Annotated in this window: 17 protein-coding genes; 8 read left to right on the top strand and 9 right to left on the bottom strand. The window is 62.5% G+C overall.

The features are described 5' to 3' along the window. Positions 1 to 28: 28 nt before the first annotated feature. A complete protein-coding gene (locus OG474_RS01385) occupies positions 29 to 1036 on the bottom strand; it encodes a phosphotransferase (RefSeq protein WP_405060315.1) in 1008 nt (335 codons plus the stop codon). Positions 1037 to 1486: 450 nt separating this feature from the next. Between OG474_RS01385 and OG474_RS01380 the strand changes: the two genes are divergently transcribed. Genes OG474_RS01380 through OG474_RS01370 form a run of 3 tightly spaced genes read left to right on the top strand, consistent with a single transcriptional unit; the run spans position 1487 to position 3549 of the window. Continuing rightward, entirely contained in the window at positions 1487 to 2425 is a 939-nt protein-coding gene (locus OG474_RS01380) for a hypothetical protein (protein WP_405060314.1), read from the top strand. After that, positions 2418 to 3107 carry a RibD family protein gene (locus tag OG474_RS01375; RefSeq protein WP_405060313.1) on the top strand — a complete coding sequence of 230 codons (690 nt, stop codon included), beginning with the start codon at positions 2418 to 2420 and terminating at the stop codon, positions 3105 to 3107. Before OG474_RS01380 ends, OG474_RS01375 begins: the two co-directional genes overlap by 8 nt. Continuing rightward, on the top strand, positions 3100 to 3549 hold the full coding sequence (locus OG474_RS01370; protein WP_405060312.1) for a dCMP deaminase: 450 nt from the start codon (positions 3100 to 3102) through the stop codon (positions 3547 to 3549). Before OG474_RS01375 ends, OG474_RS01370 begins: the two co-directional genes overlap by 8 nt. A gap of 148 nt (positions 3550 to 3697) precedes the next feature. Here OG474_RS01370 and OG474_RS01365 read toward each other — a convergent pair whose 3' ends face one another. The 7 genes from OG474_RS01365 to OG474_RS01335 all read right to left on the bottom strand — a co-directional run bounded on the left by OG474_RS01365 (position 3698) and on the right by OG474_RS01335 (position 12301). Continuing rightward, positions 3698 to 3919: a hypothetical protein gene (locus tag OG474_RS01365; protein ID WP_405060311.1), complete on the bottom strand. Its 222-nt coding sequence runs from the start codon at positions 3917 to 3919 to the stop codon at positions 3698 to 3700. A 304-nt stretch (positions 3920 to 4223) separates the two neighbouring features. After that, positions 4224 to 4829 carry a hypothetical protein gene (locus tag OG474_RS01360; RefSeq protein ID WP_405060310.1) on the bottom strand — a complete coding sequence of 202 codons (606 nt, stop codon included), beginning with the start codon at positions 4827 to 4829 and terminating at the stop codon, positions 4224 to 4226. After that, positions 4822 to 5229, bottom strand: coding sequence for a very short patch repair endonuclease (locus OG474_RS01355; RefSeq protein ID WP_405060309.1), 408 nt, complete (start codon positions 5227 to 5229; stop codon positions 4822 to 4824). Before OG474_RS01355 ends, OG474_RS01360 begins: the two co-directional genes overlap by 8 nt. Before the next feature lie 344 nt (positions 5230 to 5573). Then, positions 5574 to 6875, bottom strand: coding sequence for a DNA cytosine methyltransferase (locus OG474_RS01350; RefSeq protein ID WP_405060308.1), 1302 nt, complete (start codon positions 6873 to 6875; stop codon positions 5574 to 5576). 76 nt (positions 6876 to 6951) lie between these two features. Further along, complete coding sequence (locus OG474_RS01345) at positions 6952 to 9801, bottom strand: Z1 domain-containing protein (RefSeq protein WP_405060307.1); 2850 nt, start codon at positions 9799 to 9801, stop codon at positions 6952 to 6954. Beyond that, positions 9798 to 10799 carry a PD-(D/E)XK motif protein gene (locus tag OG474_RS01340; RefSeq protein WP_405060306.1) on the bottom strand — a complete coding sequence of 334 codons (1002 nt, stop codon included), beginning with the start codon at positions 10797 to 10799 and terminating at the stop codon, positions 9798 to 9800. Before OG474_RS01340 ends, OG474_RS01345 begins: the two co-directional genes overlap by 4 nt. Further along, positions 10796 to 12301, bottom strand: coding sequence for an ATP-binding protein (locus OG474_RS01335; protein WP_405060305.1), 1506 nt, complete (start codon positions 12299 to 12301; stop codon positions 10796 to 10798). The genes OG474_RS01340 and OG474_RS01335 overlap by 4 nt, the downstream gene beginning before the upstream one ends. A gap of 331 nt (positions 12302 to 12632) precedes the next feature. Between OG474_RS01335 and OG474_RS01330 the strand changes: the two genes are divergently transcribed. The 4 genes from OG474_RS01330 (at position 12633) to OG474_RS01315 (ending at position 16327) form a co-directional block, all read left to right on the top strand. Then, positions 12633 to 12947: a hypothetical protein gene (locus OG474_RS01330; protein WP_405060304.1), complete on the top strand. Its 315-nt coding sequence runs from the start codon at positions 12633 to 12635 to the stop codon at positions 12945 to 12947. Positions 12948 to 13166: 219 nt separating this feature from the next. Further along, positions 13167 to 13529 (top strand): hypothetical protein, encoded by a 363-nt coding sequence (locus OG474_RS01325; protein ID WP_405060303.1) that lies wholly within the window; start codon positions 13167 to 13169, stop codon positions 13527 to 13529. A gap of 3 nt (positions 13530 to 13532) precedes the next feature. After that, positions 13533 to 15980: a caspase family protein gene (locus OG474_RS01320; RefSeq protein WP_405060302.1), complete on the top strand. Its 2448-nt coding sequence runs from the start codon at positions 13533 to 13535 to the stop codon at positions 15978 to 15980. Then, positions 15956 to 16327, top strand: a complete 372-nt coding sequence (locus OG474_RS01315; RefSeq protein ID WP_405060301.1) for a YncE family protein — start codon at positions 15956 to 15958, stop codon at positions 16325 to 16327. The genes OG474_RS01320 and OG474_RS01315 overlap by 25 nt, the downstream gene beginning before the upstream one ends. A 38-nt stretch (positions 16328 to 16365) precedes the next feature. Here the strand turns inward: OG474_RS01315 and OG474_RS01310 are convergent, their stop codons facing one another. Next, entirely contained in the window at positions 16366 to 17496 is a 1131-nt protein-coding gene (locus OG474_RS01310) for an epoxide hydrolase family protein (RefSeq protein ID WP_405060300.1), read from the bottom strand. A gap of 62 nt (positions 17497 to 17558) precedes the next feature. On the opposite strand from OG474_RS01310, the gene OG474_RS01305 reads away from it, so the two are divergent. Beyond that, the gene (locus tag OG474_RS01305) at positions 17559 to 18554 is read left to right on the top strand and encodes a helix-turn-helix transcriptional regulator (RefSeq protein WP_405060299.1); all 996 of its coding nucleotides are present in this window, start codon (positions 17559 to 17561) and stop codon (positions 18552 to 18554) included. Positions 18555 to 18556: the final 2 nt, after the last annotated feature.

The raw sequence follows: 18556 nt of genomic DNA, 5'->3' as shown, positions 1-18556 counted from the left end.
GCGATAGGTGAACGGCCGCCGTACATCGTCAGCGGGGGACACCCTTGGCGCGAAGAGCGGTCATGACTTGCAAGAGCTTGTGACAGGCAATCGCCGCGTCGGATTCAACGGCGAGTTCAGTGAGCTCTCGGGGTGACACGAGAAGAAGGTCCTCGGGCCGGCGTCGATCCAGCCATCGAACCAGTCGCCAGGCCAGGACGGCTCCAGGAGTTCCGAGCTCGCCAAGCAAGGCGACCACGGTCGGCGGAACCGCAACCCCATCGTGAACCAAATCCCGAAGCACGTGAAAGACAACATCGGCTTGGTCACAGGCCACGGGCCCCCGACCACACGCCTCCCAATCGACAACGTGGATTGCATCCTCAGCGATCAGAAAGTGCTCCGCCTTCAGATCGCCGTGAAGATAAACGGTGCGCTCCGAGTCGACGACCAGCAGACTTCCACAGAGATCGCCCCACCACTCATACGCCCGGCACCGTTCAGACAGTTGCTCAAGTAGAAACTGTCGATGTCCCGTTGGCCCCTCGCTAGAGGACTCGGCCCAGCCGTCACCTGGCGCAAGACCGATGGAGTTCGCGCCGAGCGTCTCAGTCAGCCCGCGCACATCCTGTAGATGCTGGCGGACATCGTGCTCACTCCGCAGGGGACGTCTTGTCCCTGGCACGACGCTGAAGACGCTCCATGGCCCATCTTCGTGAAGGCCTGTCGCGAGCACTGTCGGAACAGCGATTCCCCACCCAGCGGCGATCAGCACCGCCTCGGACTCGCGACGCTGCCGCTCGTGCGGCTCGATCCCGCGATACACCTTCCAGACCCAGCCTGGACCACCCAGCCAACGCAAAATTGAGAACGGCTTGACAACCTCTCGCCGCATACCAGACAACAACTCCTTCCAGTCATAAACTCCGATCTGCTTGGAACAGCAGGCAGACGCAGACGCAGGGATCAGTACGCCTGCCCGCTGGATCAGTGGACTGCGAGCGTTCCGGGGTGATTGGTTCATGAGAGAGCGCAGACTTGGCTCGGTCTCAGACATCTCGCTTCGCTCCTCCTTGGTCTGATGCGAATGTCCGCGTGGGTGACGCCGGGACGCACTGACCTCGCCGGGCCGTGCGTTCAGCCGCGCTCAGGGCCGGGTTATGTTCATTGGCGGGCTTGGCCGGCTCGTTGGTCACCCGCAGGCTGGAGAAGCGCTGTCGCATCGCTGTCTCGTAGGCGGCAGCTGACTCGAGGTCAGCGACGTAGTCGAGGATGAGGTGCTCACCGAACCACACACAGACCCGACGATCGGTCGCCAGCGGACGAAGAGCACGGCCTCGGACCGGCCAGGAAACAGTCGCCATCTCAGTCACTCCAAGTCAGCAATCGGATACCTCATACTTGGCCTCGTGACTACGGAGCGAAATCGACTGAACCCGTGGTCCCAGTCCACAGGTTGGTTCCATCCCGCTACGCTCGGTGTGTCATTGGCGAGGGAGGAGACTGCGTGACCCGCCGCAAGGTGTTCGATCCGAACGCGGTGCCGATCTCTTTCTGGCGCGGGAACGACGTGCAGACCGCTTTGGCCCGACGCGACATCGGAGCACTTTTTCGAAGCTATCTGACGGCCTTCGACGAATGCACCCAGACTCAACTCGCCTTGCTGACCGAACATGACCGATCCGACGTGTCGAACTGGGTTCGCGGAGCACGGCACGGCCAGGTGTCGGACATCGGCGTGCTGACACGCATTGCTGAAGGACTTCGTCTGCCTGACACTGCTCGGATGCTGATGGGCCTCGCCCCTGCCGACGCGCTGATGTCGTCAATCCGGGATGAGCGCGAAATGGCGGATTCTGCCAGAGTGCCGGCCGATCAGGAGCGTCGCCGATTGGATGGTTCTGAGCCTGGTAGCACCCGGATCGCGATTTGTGGGAGTCGTGTGTCGGGCGTCCACGACTCAGTCGTCGACGCCGCCGTCCGCGCGCTGGCCCGTCTTGTCATGGTCCGCCGACTGCGAGTCAATCATGGACCTATCGGAGTAGGCATCGAGGTCATGACCCACATCGCCGACCACTACCAGCCACCCGGTCTCCGCGGTGCGGTCGCGATCTTCGGGCGCCGAAACGTCATCGCCGACGCCGAGTACGTCGTAGTGGTCGGAGGTGGATCGGGTACGAGAGCCGAAGCTGACCTTGCCATCGCGCTGGGCAAGCGCGTCCTGCCGTATGGTGCCAGCGGCGGGACGGCTCGAGCCATGTTCCAACAGGTACGACGTCACCCGCCCCTGACTTCGTGGATTCCGAGTGACCAGCTCGCGACACTGGACAGCTGCTCCAGCTTGGATTCCGGGGCAAGCACAATGGACATAGAGCAGATGACGGACGATTTCGTCGAGCTGCTCGACAACGTCGTACACACCGACCGAGGAGAACCACGTGTCTGATCGTCCCTACGTCCTGCTGTCCGTGGCGGCATCACTCGACGGCTATATCGACGACAACACCGATCAGCGTCTCCTCCTGTCCAACGACGAGGACTTTGATCGAGTCGACGAGGTCCGCGCCGGCGTCAATGCGATCCTGGTCGGAGCCAATACGATCCGGCGTGACAACCCTCGCCTACTCGTCCGCTCGGACGACCGCCGCAAGGCACGTCTCGATGCAGGCGAGACCGAGTCCCCGATCAAAGTCACAATCAGCGGAACCGGTGATCTGGACCCCTCATCGAAGTTCTTCAGCACTGGAGACGTAGAGAAGATCGTCTATGTCCCGTCCTCTGCAGCCTCCAAGGCCAGCGAGCAGGTCGGCCAGGTCAGCACGGTCGTCGACGCCGGCGAAACGGTGCAGCTCGATCAGGTCCTCCAGGATCTCGCAAAGCGAGGGGTCGCCCGCCTGATGGTCGAGGGCGGTGGCACGATGCACACGCAATTCCTATCGGCTGGCCTCGCGGACGAGATACACCTCGTGGTCGCGCCATTCTTCGTAGGCGACAGCACCGCGCCTCGCTTCGTAAACGACGGCACCTTCCCTCAAAACCCCTCAAACCGAATGGCCCTGGCCGAGGTACAGCAGATCGGCGACGTTGTCCTCCTCCGCTACCTCCCCAATGCCGCGACCAATGGCTGACCTCGACGACCGCTACTGGCTGGGGCAGGCAATCGATCTGTCCCGCTCCAGCCCACCATCGACGACTGCCTTCTCCGTCGGCGCCATCATCGTCAGCCCGACTGGCGACGTCATCTCGAGCGGCTATTCCCGGGAGACAGACCACCACGACCACGCCGAAGAGATCGCCCTCGCCAAGCTAGACCCCCACGACCCCCGCCTCACCACCGCAACGATCTACACAAGCCTCGAACCCTGCAGCAAACGAGCATCCCGCCCCCGAACATGCACGGAACTAATCCTCGCCACCACCATCCCCCGAGTAGTCCTAGCCTGGCGAGAACCACTCCTCTTCGTAGACTGCGAAGGTGCAGAGCTCCTAACCGCCGCCGGCGTAGAGGTCCTGGAACTCCAAGACCTCGCAAACGCCGCCCGTCAGATCAACGCCCACCTGCTCCGGTAGCTTGGCGCCGGCTGGTATCGATGCGCCACTTGAAACCAGCGTGCGGCCGAGCAAGCCCGCGCCCATCGCTCAATTTGGCGATGCGGTCCGGGGGGTGAGGAGACGGACCGGCTGAGGGTCGGAGACGAAGTGCAAAGAACATGGGACATCATGTCTTGATGTTGAAGGTCTCCATGAGGATCTTTACAAGCGTCTGGGCGGCCTCGGTGCCCAGTTGGATCGTTTGACTGCTCTTCGGGGCTGACTGTCTGTCGTCCGACCCAAACGTCGTCAGATGGAGGATCCGCTCGCCCGACGGATCGACGATGGTCTGGTAATAGCAGTCAACCTCCGTCGGATGGACTCGCACCGCTTGCATTCCGGGCTTCAAGGATCGCACCCTTGCCATTGAACGCCTCACTATCAGCTCGTCGTTGGGAACCACACAACCGTATGTGCATCCACTCATGGTTGGCGAGGCTTTGATCTTCCATAGCTGTCGGGGCATTGGTACTGAACCGGGCCGCGACCAGTTCGCGGCGCAACCTTCAAGTACTCGCGGTCTGGCGGTCCTAGGCCGGGATCGACTCGTTTCGCGGCTCAGAGCGATGGTGCTTCGTTGCTTGCAGGAGCGCGAGGTGGCTCGGTCGGCGGGCGCTGACAGAGTGCTGCGCTTCATGTGTGAACCTGAGCATTCAATGCGGTGTGTGGTTCTCCCAGCGTCGTTCAACATATCTGAGCTCCACTCCGCAATGTTCTGCGATTGCATGCTGTTGCTCTTGTTGGGACGCTGGAATCACCTCATCGCCGAGGGTGTAGACGACGATGATCGGTCGGGATTTCAGACGCACCGCCTGGTTGACGGCCGCCCACACCAGGTCTTTGAACGTGCGTTGGCCACCCCAACATAGGTATCGAGCAGTATGCCCATTTGTCGTCTGACAATGCATCGGCTTCTCGCCAATGCTATCGGGGATGACCTGCCACTCCTTGCCGAGGATTTCCTGGAGAAACTCGTCGGGCGTCGACAGTCGTCTCGTTGTGTAACGTGCATAGGATCCGACGCCCTCGATCGCGCGTGCGTACTCCTTGAGAGGACCATCTTTCAGCCAAACGCGCATGTTGTCGGCGGTCTGGTAGTCCGCGAGCTGCCCCCCGATGGCTGGATCTTCGATCCACTCGGTGTAGTAGCGGGACTTCATTCTTCCTGTCATGGTCATCCAGGGAAGTGCGCCCACGTGTCGGTAGAGCACGGTCAGGACGTCGTCGCGGATGTCTTTAGGCAATGAAATTTCAGGCACTGGCAACCTTCGGGTGGACGTGACCAAGAGATCGCTGATTTACAGCTGCTGCCACTTCATTTGCTATCGCCTCAACGTTTTCATGCTCCCAGTGTCGAATCACCGTCCAGCCAGCATCACTGAGAATCTTGTTTGTTTCGACATCGCGACGCTGGTTGCTCGCGATCTTGTCGTGCCAGAAGGCGGAATTACGTGAGGATGCTCGGTAGTGCTGCTCGCAGCCGTGCCAATAGCACCCGTCAATGAAGACCGCTATCTTCACTCTGGTGAACAGAATATCGGCGGTTCTTCGGATCGCCGGAAGTGGGCGTGTTGACACGCGGTACCGGAAGCCGCGTGCGTGTAGCAACCTTCGAAGGCGGAGCTCAGGAGTGGTATCGCGGGCTCGATTCCCTTGCATCGATGCTCTTACGCTTGGTGACGACGCCCACGACGAACCCGGCAACTCTTCATCATCGACCAGGCCGCGGTCCCTAGCGAGATCCCAGGCGGCTGACAGACAGTCCAACCGGTTTGTCTTCGGGATGACTCCGAGCGAGCGAGAGCTCGACCGTCCGTCCGATGTCCAACGTAGATGAGCAATGAAGCCCGGCCGTCGGGCGGAACGGTGGAGGACGATTGTTCCCTTAGCCGAAGCGCCATTGGGGAGACGAACCTGCCTCCGATGTGGGCCACCCGCCGACCGATTCTGTTCCGACTCGACTGCTGCCCTCGGACGCCGTCGGTTGGAGGGCAAGGCCTCGGTCATACCTTCGACTCGGCCGCGTCCAGAACCTTGGCGACGGCGAGCGCGAACCTATGACCCAGGGTGACCGGTACAGCGTTGCCGAGCTGACGCATCTGCTCGCCGCGCGGGCCGCTGAGTTTCCAGTCATCGGGAAACGTCATTACGCGGGCTGCCTCACGAACGGTCATATACCGGTGTCTGTAGCGCTGACCAGTGACGGGATCAATCCTGCGCAGTAGGGAGTCGGTCAGCATGACTGACTCGCCACCTGGCACGCCATGCACGCCGGCTTTGACCGTCTTCGCGGGCCTGTCTAAGACGTTAGGAGTGTGTCCGGCGTAGATGCGAGCGTCGGGCCATCCGATGTGATCTGTCGGCATTGAGTCGTACTGCGCACGATCGAGTTGATCCCACCGGACCTTTGGCAAAGGTCCTTGGTCATCAAAGCCGGCGATCGCATCGCGGAGGGTTCGCCACGGGAGCAGCCCGTCCTCCAGGTTGATCGGCAGCTCGTTCGGAAGCCTCGCCTCGGCTGAGGCGCGAACGTGCTTAGGAACGGTGGGGTGACGCTCCCAGTAGCTGCCGTCACGGAGCGACTTGATCAGCGACTCTTCCGAGTGAGTCGGCCGCACAAGGTTGGTAAGCAGGCCCTCGTCGATATCTAGGTCCGCTCGGAACGCGACGACGATCACGCGATTGCGGATCTGTGGCACCCCGTAGTCGGCTGCGTTGACCTCGAATCTGTGGACGTTGTACCGCTCATGAGATTCGCCTTGATTCTTGCCTTCACGCTCACGCAATGTCGCGTCGTGCTCGTACCACTTGGCGTTCGGGTCACGCTCCTCGAAGGGGCGAGCCAACTCGCGCAGGATGTAGTCGAAGTACGGTCGGAACGAAGGGCGTAGCAGCCCCCGCACGTTCTCGCATATGACGGCCTTCGGTTGGATCTCTCGAATAGCTCGGAACATCTCCGGAAACATGTTCCGTCTGTCCTCATCGCCCTTGCCGACACCGCCCAAGGAGAACGGCTGGCATGGCGGCCCGCCAGCCAAGAGATCTACCTGGCCTTCGAGGTACCCCATCTTGAGATCGCGGACGTCGCCACGAACCAAGGGCCAAGGGTCACCAGGCCCAGGGATGATCTCCTCTTCACCTCGAGCGGACGCGCCGTTGGCTTCGAGTGTGTCGCAGGCCGACTTCATGAACTCGTTGAGCAGGAGCGGCTGAAAACCCGCTCGGTGAACTGCCATCGCTAGCCCGCCACCACCTGCGAAGAGCTCGACAGAGGTGCGCCGCGTCGGCGGGAGATGATCCGACATAACCGAACCCTATCTCAAGAATGAGGCATGCCAAACGACATCATGGACGGTCGGCGCCGTGTCGTATCGGAAGCTCCTACTCAGCGCGGTCGACGACAGCGTAGTGGGGCAGGTCGGGTGAGACGACGCGGTAGACCAGTGGGCGATGATCGGCCGGGATCGCTTCGTTCGGCAGCCAAAGTCGCACTGCCATCACGGGAACGGCCTCTTCCGTGGCTTCGATTTTGCGTCGCCTATCAGTGATTGGGTAGACGATCAGGGATGCTGTTTGTGGCCGGGCTCTCGTCATCTCGTCGACCACATCTCGGTGGAGTGATGCCGAGTTCCCGCGGATCTTGCCCCGGGGATCAACGACGCGACCATGGATCGTGAACCCTGGTACTCCGGCGAGCGTGTATCGATCGCTCTTGCCCTGTGGGAAGACCACGGACCACGTCTTGAGAACATCCTCGGTCAGGCCCTCGATCCACGCGAGGTCGGGAGCGAACGTGTCAGGCGAGGCCCAGACAAGCTGTCGGAGGACGTTCTTCACGTCCGAGTTGTCAAACTCGCCAACCCGTGCGCTGAACCTGATCCGCCCCCCGGTCGGCGAGGTGGCCGCTAGCTCCGTGTCATCTCGCGAGACCCCACCCAGCAGCGGCGCGAACACCTTGAGGTTCTCGCGAAGGATTTCAAAGGCATCCGGCGGTGGGTAGCCGGAGCTTGGCTCCTTCGATTGCGTGCGGCGTTCGGCGAGACGAGCGTTGTACATCTTGTTCGCCGCCGTTGGTCGCAATCCGTGCCGCGTGACCAGGGGTTGGATGTCGATCGGTCTCAGGTTGGGGCGTCCGTCGAACATGACGGCATACTGCCTGAGTTCGCTGCGGAACTCCTGCTCGTCTCGGCATGCCGCCTCAAAAGCGTCGCGCACATCTGGCGTCACGAAGAGGCGAACTAGGTCTCGGTACCCCGGCCTGAATCCGAACCAGCGCCCCATTTGCATGAGAGCCTCGGCATGGCCGACGTTCCGTGAGTAGTAAGTGATAGTCAGGCCTTCAACCGTGAAGCCACGAGCAAGCTTGTTTCCGCCAACCACGATTCGCCACACGGGTCGGCTATCGAAATCCAACTGCTCACTCTCGGCGTCCTTGTCACTGTTAACTACGATTACAGGATCGCCGGATGGCGCAATATTGCGCGCCGCAGCTCCAATATATTGCTTAACTTCGTCGAAAATGGCAGGTCTCGGATATTCGAAGTCAAGGCCATCCATGACTGGATAGAAATCGTTTCCGAACAGTTGTTCCAGCCTGGGTAGAGCGCTGCCGCTGGTGTAGCCCGCGCGCGCCCATAAGTCTCGCAGGTCAGCTGCGCGCTGACTCTGGGCAGCTGTTCGCATTGTCTCGTGAACAAGCATCGTGTGGTGTTTGAATGGCCCCGAATCATTGGCCTCCCGATAAAGCTTGATCGCTCCAGAGAGGACAAATGAATCCAGGGCTGCTTGGAGTTCGCTTTCCTCTTCTCCCTCGTTCTTCGACGCCAGGAGGCGAATGTGAGCCTTTTCTTTAGAATTCTTAAAGGTTTTGGCAGACTCCGGGAGGGAGAAATCTAGATCGTGAAAGTCTTCGACGCCCATATAGCCGTATGGGCGATCAAGTGAGATGAGATAGTCGCTCGGGAATATATCCTCGGCGTCGTACGGGTCGACGAACACATTCGCGAATGGAGTGGCGGTGTAGCCGATATACTGAGCGCGCGGCAGGATGGAGAGCATGGTCGACAAATGGCGGTTGATCGCCGTCCTCTTCTTGTTCTCCTGCTCCCACTTCGTTGGGTTTGTGGTATTTATCGATGCTTGATCGGACTCGTCATCGATGATGAGTGTGGGGATGTCGTTTAGATCATCAGAGCTGTTCTTTAGGTCTTTGAGAAGGTTGTTGAGGACCGATGAGTTCTTCTTGATGATGATAAGGCGAGCATGGCTTGTGAATAGATTGTTAGGATGCCAGAGTTTCTTGCTTCGATCTGAACGCTCGAACTCGAGCGCCGGAAGGCCCTGCTGTAGTCGCCGATAGTCGATGATTCGGGTGGTCATTCGGCGTATGTCCGGCTTGCCTGCATCCGCAGGTCGTATTCCGTGCTTGACGAACCGGTCATTGTTCCAGTCATCATCGTCCGCATACTCGGACTGGTCTTCTGCCCCGCGCAAAAGGTTTTCGCGGCCGACTAGCTCCATATCAATTCGGCGCTGAGTCTGCTGCCGTAGCATGTTGGTAGTCCCGGTCAATACGATGACGAGCCGGTAGCCGGCATCTATCGCTTTTGCGATGACGCCGGTGAAGTTGGCAGTCTTACCGCTCTGGACATATCCGACAACAAGACCTTTGGTCTGCCCTGACTCTCGACGCGAAGGATCCATCAACCTCTCGACGACCCGTGTGCTGGCGCGGTCGAGGCTCGCGACTGCGGCTGGGTTCCACCCACGCGCAGAGGTCAAATAGCCCATGTAGTGATCCCAGTAGAAGGCGTTCTTCCGCTGGACCTCGGGTGTGTACCACGGGTTCCAGTCCGGTGCGATGACGATTGGCCCACCCTCGAGCTCCACTGGGAACTTGTCTGCGAACAGGCTTCCCGTCGATTGGTCGAGGCCGAGAGAAGAGATGACCAGCGCCCGCCGAGCAATGGTGTTGGCTGGGGTGTCTTCAGCCCAAGGGTTGAGGTCCGGCGACGCGTTATCCCACCAAGCCAAGGCGAGGTGCAGATTGATAATAAGCTCGTCGTTTGGGTCAGCGATCTTTACGTAGTCGCGAAGCGCTGACTCCGAGACGTCAGGAGTCGGATCGAGTTCATCAGCCTCCAGGTTTGCTCGTTTGAGGAGCGACTTCGGGGTTCCGCGCTCGATGGCTCGCAGGGCGGCGCGGTACGCCTCGACTAGAGGATGCGTCATGTCAATCCTTTGGAATCGCGCAGGGCAATCAGGGGCGCTGGAACATTCACGGGTTCGTCAAGACCATCGAGGTTGACGCGGTATCGAACGTCTGGGATGCGGTCAAGCTCGATGTTGGCGGAGCGGAGCGCAGCCGGAGTGAGCCTCGGGAAGTTTTCATCGACTTGAAAGACCGCGCTCGCGGCGCGTAGCACCCATCGTGTTGTGAGCCCTGAACGTTGTTCCGATTGCCAACCGGCTGAGGAGAGAGCGTCGTCGAATTCTGATGCGACCGGCGAACTCTCGACCTTCGCGGTCACTCGATCCACGAGATCAGGCAGCGTGGTGCCGTGGCCCGTGCCAGCGATAGTCAGTTGGTGTGAAAGGAGCCAAAGTGGACGTCCACGTGTCGCAACGAGCTGGGTGAGAGACTCGATCCAGTGTGTGCGTCGCTCTCCGGTTGTGGTCTTCACCTCAAGATCGAAGTCCGCGAGGCCGAAATCATGCTCCTCGCCGAGGACACCGCGCCAAGCCTCGACAGCCGCTGCTGGTCCGTGGTGGTCAATGAGTCCATCAACCACAAGTAGCTCACCGACGAGTCCGATCTCGCGTTCTCTTGGCATCGCGGTCACGCCGCTAAGGAGCGAGGCCAAGGACTCCAGGGTTGATCGGAGCGCGACGCCGGGCGCCAACTGATCGAGCTGTATGCGGTCTGCCAACGCGCACAACAGCGGATAGGCGTCCCGGAACAGACTGGGAGTCACGATCGCGACCTCTAGGAACGTCCGCGTATCACGTACGGCGACCCGACAAAGGATATTGCGGAGCTTGATGCGTGGTGCTTCTACCTCGGCAGAGACCTCGACGCGAAGACCGAATTCATGCCCGGCCGGCTCGATGAAGAGCTGAACCTCCGGCGAGCCGGGAACCCGTAGCGCGACGGGTGCGGGGTTCGTCAAGTAGCGCTCGAGGGTCTCGAGGGATCGATGACGACTCTCAGAGCTTCGATTCACGTTCATCGGCGCTCGGCCTGGACCGCTGCTGTCAAGATTGTCTGCCACAGGTCAATGTTGTCCTTGTCGCGAGATCCGAGGTAGTCACCCTCGAAGATGTTCTCCACCAAGAGATAAAGCAGGGACTTGACCAGAGGCAGGTCATTCAGACCGCCGTGCTTGCCCCCGAGCAGCATGGTTCGGTAGCGCTTGTTGAGCCACAGCGTTCGGTGCTCACGATCGACTCGGAAGAATGCGTCGTCGAGGAAGGTATCCCAACGTATGTCGATGGGAACCTCTCCCTGCAACGCGGGAACCTCTTGCTCGATCGTCTTCCGAACCCGCGGAGGCAACCCAGAGCCTGGATGGATCATCCGCTTGCGCTCCGCGGAGCGCGCGGTAGAGGCTCGGTAAACCTCCTCAGCGATGGTGAGGTAGTCCGATAGCGACGATCCATCCTCGGCCCTCGCCGCGGCGGCCAGCAGCGCAAACTCCGGTCCCACCAGCACTCGTGATTTCTCTGGGTTCATCCGAAAGGCGCCGGCCGTTTCGTTGTCGATGTTGACCTCGACCCGTGCCAGCTGCAGCCGGGGGTGATCGGCATGAACTCCGACCCAACCGCCGGCTTGGAGCAGGCGATCTCGTCGATAGAAGTAGAGCCCTTGCATCTTCGCGCCATCACCACCGAGCCTGAATTGCGGCTTGTTGGACCGCCCAGGCCAAAGATGGCAACGGAATGATAGACGCCGACCCTCCACTGCCGCTGTGAGGACCTTCGGGTAGTCAGGGTGTCCCGAAGCCGTGTAGGCGAAGGGGTCTAGCGGGGTCACCGGTGAGGCGCTGCTCACGAGGTCGAGATCCCCGTCCTCGATATCGATGTCGACCCGGATCTGACTTCTTTCGAGGAACCGATGGAAGGTCAGCCCGAGATGTTGACAGATCTTGGCAACCTTGGACTCAATGAAACGTTCGATCTGGTCGGCGTTGTCACTAGCTGGAAATGCTCCAACGTCATCCCAGCGCACCACTGTGCCGTGATCGCCGAGCGGGGTCGGCCACGACCTGTCGAGCTCGGCGGTGGCGAATCCTCCGGTAACGAGTTCGCAGGAGAACCCGGCGGTCGAGACGCGATCGAGATGCCAGCGCCGTCCCACCGCAGGCTGACCTGACGCTCGGGACATCACGGTCAAACTGCGAGCTTGGCTGAACGAGGCGGCCTTCAGACCAAGGCCAAAGTGCCCCAGATCCTCGTCGCCGTACGAGCGACGTCCCCCGACCGTCATCGCGGCATCGATGGCGTCGGGAGACATGCCGCGCCCGTCGTCTACGACATACAACGAGCGGAGGTGTCCGCGAGAGCGCACGAAGCGGATCAGAACGTTGGTGGCCCCGGCATCAATCGAGTTGTCCACGAGATCGGCGAGTGCGGTTTCCAGGGAGTGGTTTCGGCCGATCCCCTCAAGGGCCTGCGGATCGGGAGGTAGCTCGATAGCACCCTCGGTCGGCACGTCCTCGGTCCAGCCGTCCATCAACTACCCCCATCATGCTCAAGTCTCATGCCTGTCCGAGAGGCAGTCGCATCGTCACAAGCCATCGCTTCGTGCGCCACCTCGCCAGGCTCCACTGTGAGCGATCGCCCCCCGACCGCCCGTAGACGCCAGACGTTACTGACATTGGCGCTCTATGTCAGCCTCTCTGACACAAATTGTCACGATCTGTGACGCTTACCGTGGAGTAGGCAAGTGGGCTGACGGCCTCGCGGGAACACGGTGCGTCGAGATCCTGGGATCGCGCGAGGGTGAGTCCATGCAGGCTTGGGGATGTGTCAGGGTGGAGTTGGCGCACAGGGTTGGAGGATGGATGGGTGAAGGGCGTTGGGTGTTGGTTCGGGCGGGGGATGGGTTGAAGGGGAAGGCGTTGCAGGGGCTTCGGCAGGAGTTGGCTGAGCAGGATCTGGCTACTCAGGAGATGCCGGGGGAGGCGATTGCGGTGGGGTTGGCTGGTGGGGAGGCGGTGGCTTCTACGGCGGTTGGGGTGCTGCGGGACTGGATTCATCGGCGGAAGAGTCCTGAGCGGGTGGTGCTGACGATCGGGGCGGATTCGATCGAGGTGCAGCGGGCGACTGTGGATGAGCAGAAGAAGGCGATTCAGGCGTTCTTGCAAGGGAACGTTTGAACGTTGTGAGGGTGTGCGGGGCGGCGTAGCGTCGGTGGTGGGTTAACGGCGGGGTGACTCGTCGCAGGAAGCTCCGCCTGGAACTCCCTCCATTTGGGTGGAGCCCAAAGGAGCCCGGAGCGCTCGGCGTTCCGGGCTCCCTCGAATGCGGTGGCTACGGACCGTTGCGGGACGGTGGCTATCCCGGGATCATGGAATGGGATCCTGGGAGGGGTGTTCGTGGGGGATTGGGTGGACGTCGTGTTGCTGGACGACGATTCGGAACTGGCGGATCGGGCGATCAGGCAACTGCGGCGCGGGTTGGCGGAGCACGAGATCGAGACGCGGGCTGTTGAGGCGACTGCGCCGGCGCGGAGCAAGGGGGATGTTGCCGCGGTGAACGCGGTGGCGATCGCGTTGGGTGGGGCCGGTGGGATGGTGCCGGTGCTGATCACGATCTTGCGGGACTGGCTTGGTCGACGGGTTGCGCCGCAGCGGGTGCGGATGACGATCGGCGACGAGACGATCGAGTTGGAGGCGGCGTCTCCGCAGCAACAACAGCAGGTGCTCGAAGCGTTTCTGCGTCGGCACGAAGAGGGCTGAGACGTGGGGCGCCGGCGGGCATTGCTCGTGGCAACTTATGAGTACGAGGACACGGGGTTGCGGCAACTCGTGTCGCCGGCTCAGGACGCGGAGGCGCTGGCCGCCGTACTCGAGGATCCTGCGATCGCGGGGTATGAGGTTCAGGTTCTGATCAATGAGCCTTCGAGCCGGGTGGGTGAGGCGATCGACGAGTTTTACGCGAGTGCTGAGCGCGATGATCTGACCCTGCTGTACTTCAGCGGTCATGGGTTGAAGGACGACAACGGTCGGCTGTACCTCGCCATGAAGAACACCAAGCGGGAGCGGCTGCGCTTCACCGCCCTGCCGGCGCGCTTGGTCGACGAGGCCGTCAACGAGAGCTTGGCGCGGCAGAAGTTGCTGATCCTGGATTGTTGTTATGGCGGCGCGTACGCCGTTCAGCAGTTCGCGAAGGCGGATTTGGCGGTGGACACCAAGGCTGAGTTGGGTGGTCGCGGCCGGATCGTGCTGACGGCTACTGAGTCCACGCAGTACGCGTTCGAGGGGACGAAGGTCCACGGGCAGGCTTCGCAGTCTGTCTTTACGCGTTGCATCGTGGAGGGGCTGCGCAGTGGCGCGGCCGATCTCAATGCTGACGGTGACATTACGGCGGACGAGCTTTACCAGTACACGTACGAAGCGGTTGTCGCCGAGCAGCCGAACCAGCGGCCCAAGCAGATCGCGGACGTCCAGGGGCGGACTGTGATCGCCGCCAACCCGCATTGGGAGCTGCCGGCGCGGATCATGCTGGATCTGGAGAGCCCGGCGTACCGGGACGCTGCTCTGCGGGAGCTCGGTCAGTTGCTTGAGGCATCTAATGCTCGGGTGCGGCGGACCGCCCGGGCGAAGCTCGAGGAGTTGCTGGACAACGACAGCCGGGCGGTCGCCGACACGGCTCGGGCCTATCTCGATCGTCCGCCGCCTGTGCGCTCGCAGCCGGTGGCGGCGGTCGTGCCTCCGGTACGGCGGCCAGCCGGGCCCACGTTCGGTGCCGCCGCGCGAGCCAGCGCGAGGCGATGGAACCATCGACTGCGCGGGCCGGCGGCGACCGTGCGTGCTGCGGCACCGAGTTGGTGGATTGTCCTCTTGTTCGCGCTCGCCGCGGGCCTCGCCATCACAGCCGCCGTGCTCGACCCGTCGCCGTACCTGATCGCGGTGGCAGCGGTCCTGGCGATCGCGATGATGGTTCAGTTCCGTTCAGTCGGGTCGGCGTTCGCCGCAGGCCTTCTCGCTCCGGCCGTACTGAGCACGGCGGTCGTTGCGGGCGACCTGACGGGCCAGATGTTTCTGAGTCTGGCCAGCACGCCCGCGTGGTTTCTCAGGGCGGCTCACGTCGTTTGGATCGTGGCAGCCGTGGTCGGCCTGTTCAATTGGCGACCTTCGAAGCCCAGGCTACGGTTGGGCCTACTGATCCCGGCGGCGATCGCGGCGGCGATGGTGCTCGTCATGGTGGTTGAGGATTACCGCGATCCACACCAGTTCAGGGCGGTGCCACACCTTACCTATCCCGTAGTCGTTGGTCTGATCGCTGCCGAGTTCGCGCTGATCGGTCCGCTGTTGACCTTCGGTCGCGCGTTCACCGTCGGCGGGGTGGTTGGCGGATTCGCTGTGTGGCTTGGGCTTTTCAGCGGACCCCATGGGTTGGCCAACCCATGGACGGCGGTGCTGGTACTGCTGGCGGTCTGGTTGCTCATCGGAGTCCTAGCGATCGTTCGGCCGCCCCCGGCCGGTGTCCCGGTCCGCCGGCTCCTGACGATGGCTCCGCTGCTGGCCCCCGTCGTACTGGCGGCTGTCGCGTTCACTGTCGTGCCACAGGCAGCCAGTGCTCCAACCGTGACCGAGGTTGCTCTCAGCACCGACGACCGCACGCTCTATGGCCTCGACTACTCCAATGGTCGAGTCTTGAAATTCGACACGACGACTCGCGAACAGATCGGCGATGCTCTGAAAATCGGTCGCACGGCGGGCCGCTTCTTGCTGGCACCCGACGGCGCGACGCTTTATGTCTCCGACTCGGAATCCGGGACGGTGTCTGTCGTCGATGTGGCCTCTTGGAAGGTCGTCGGTGCGCCGATCGCTGTCGCACCCGGTCCGACCGGCCTGTCGCTGAGCCCTGCTACTCGTCGGCTCTATATGCTCAGCACGAGGTCGGAGACGATCACCGAGATCGACACCGAGACGAGGCAGTCGGTCGGCGCTCCGCTCGCCACCGGGTCGAGTCCGTCCGACCTTGCGATCGACGCGAAGGGCGAGTGGCTGTACGTCGTCAACCGCGAGGCGGGCACTGTCTCGGTGATCGACACCAAGACCCGCCAACCCGCCAACCCGCCCGCAGTCCCATCAAGGTCGTCCCGGACCAGAGCGATTTGGCACCTGATCCGACTGGTGTGCCACCGGGCCCGAGTGATTTGGCTCCTGGCCCGGAGGGGCTGATCTACGTCATCAGCCGGGCGTCGTACGCCGTCATCAACACCAACGTCAAGACCTCGCGCCCGACGCCGTTCACGCTGCCGCAGCGGGAGACCAGCGCGGTGGTAGGTGCTGATGGCAAGCATCTCTATGTCGTGGGCAACTCGGGCTCGGACGACGCGATCCGGGTGGTCGAGGTGAGTAGTCACCAGGTCGTCGGGACACTGGCTGCCAATCTTGGAGTCGCGGTCGACCTGGCTGTCAGCAAGGACGGCCGGCGGATGTACGCCACCAACTTCTACCGCGAGGGGATCATCGTGCTCGACGGCGCCGGCCCGAAAGAGGTCGGCATGATCGAAATCGGGCGCTGAGAAGGGCCGGTCCGTGGACCGGCCCTTTCTGAGGGTCTCTACAGGTTGCGGAAGAAGGTGCGGAGGTCGGTGACGACGTCCGCGGGGCGCTCGAGGGAGGCGAAGTGGCCGCCTTCGGCGAAGTTGGACCAGTGGACGATGTTGGGGTTGTCGCGGTCCGCTAGCGGGCGGATGGTTTTGAAGTCGTCGGCGAAGACGGCGACGCCGGTGGGGGCGTGGTTGAGCTGGGGTTCGGCGGCGGCCTTGGCCTCTTCGTAGTGGTAGCGGCCGGCGGCGGCTGAGGTGTTGGTGAACCAGTAGAGCGAGACCTCGGTGAGGATCTGGTCGCGGGTGACCAGGCTGGTGCCGTTGCCGAAGTTGTTGAAGAGTTCGTTCCAGGCGAGCTGGCCGACGGGGGAGTCGGAGATGCCGACGGCAACGGTCTGCGGGCGGGTCGAGTTGATGGCGTTGTAGCCGCCGACCGACTGGAACCACTGCAGGTGCTCCAGGGCCGCGTAGTCCTCCGGCGTGAACTTCTCGAACTCGGACGGGTCGCCCGACGGGAACGAGAACAGCTGCAGGACGTGCAGGCCGAGGAAGCCTTCAGGATTCAGTACGCCGAGTTCCCGCGAGATCATGGCACCACCATCGGATCCGTGCGAACCGTACGAGTCGTAGCCGAGCCGGCGCATCAACGTGTCGAAGGTGCGAGCGACCCGGGCCATCGTCCAGCCGCGATCGACGAGCGGCGTACTGAATCCGAAGCCGGGGATCGACGGGACGACCACGGAGAACGCGTCCTCGTCGGAACCGCCGTACGCGGCCGGGTCGGTCAGCGGCCCGATCATGTCGAGGAAGTCGACGAACGAGCCCGGGTACGTGTGGATCAGGAGCAGCGGCGTCGCGCCCTCGACCTTCGACGGGACGTGGATGAAGTGGACGGTCTGGTCGTCGATCTCGGTCAGGTAGTGCGGGAACTCGTTCATCCGCGCCTCCTGGGCGCGCCAGTCGAAGCCGTCGCGCCAGTGGTCGACGCTGTCCCGGAGGTAGTGGTTCGGGGTGCCGTAGTCCCAGTCGTCGCCGGGAGCCGGCTCGGGCAGCCGCGTCCGCTCGAGGCGGGCGTGCAGATCGTCCAGGTCGCGCTGGGCGATATCGACGGTGAAGGTCCGGATGCTCTCGTTCGTGGTCATGGCTTTACCGTAGGATCCTTATAGGAACATTAGATTCCTAATTGAACGAGGAGTTTGGGCCGATGCTGGAGACGTCGTCGCGGTTGCTCTCACTGCTGGCGCTGCTGCAGACCCGGCCGGCTTGGACGGGCGCCGAGCTGGCCGATCGGCTGGCTGTGACGACGCGGACGATCCGGAACGACATCGACCGGCTGCGGGAGCTCGGGTATCCGGTGGACGCGGCGCGGGGGCCGGCCGGGCACTACAAGCTCGGGGTCGGCGCGAAGCTGCCGCCGTTGCTGCTGGACGACGAGGAGGCGGTTGCGGTCGCGGTCGGGCTGCGGACCGGCGCGGGGCTCGCGGGGATGGGGGAGAGCAGCGAGCGAGCGCTCTCCAAGCTCGAGCAGGTTCTCCCGCATCGGCTCCGGCGGCAGGTCAACGCGGTCCATCGTGCGACGTCGAAGGGGCCGGAGGACAGCGGCACGAACGTCGAGGCGCCGGAGATCGATCCGGCGTTGCTGAGCACGATCGCGGCCTGCATCCGCGACGAGCACTACCTTCGGTTCGACTACGAGATCCCGCAGGGAGCGCTCTCTCGCGACGCCGGATCCGCCCGTACGTCGAACCTGCCGGTGCTCGTGCAGCCGTACCGGATGGTCAGCTGGAACAGGTTCTGGTACGTCGTCGCCCGCGACGATCATGACGAGTGGCGGACGTACCGGGCCGACTGGATGTCGTTGCGGATGGCAACGGGTATGCGGTACGTGCCGCAGCCGATGCCGGATGACGACTACACCGATTTCGTGCTGCGTGATGTCGCGTCGACCGGGTGGAAGGTGCACGCGCGGATCACGGTTTTCGCGCCCGCGGAGGAGGTGCTGAGCCGGATCCACGCGGCGGTCGGGGTGGTCGAGCCGGTCGACGAGCAGACCTGCATCCTGGTCACCGGGTCGGACTCGCTGGAGATGATCGCCGTGTACGTCGGGATGCTGGGGCTCGACTTCCGGGTCGATGGGCCGGCCGGGTTGGTGGAGCATCTCAAGATCATCGGAGAGCGCTATCTCCGCGCGATCTCCTAGCG

The sequence above is a fragment of the Kribbella sp. NBC_01505 genome (genome assembly GCF_045040285.1).
Taxonomy (GTDB): domain Bacteria; phylum Actinomycetota; class Actinomycetes; order Propionibacteriales; family Kribbellaceae; genus Kribbella.
This window is presented reverse-complemented; position numbering and strand designations above follow the sequence as displayed.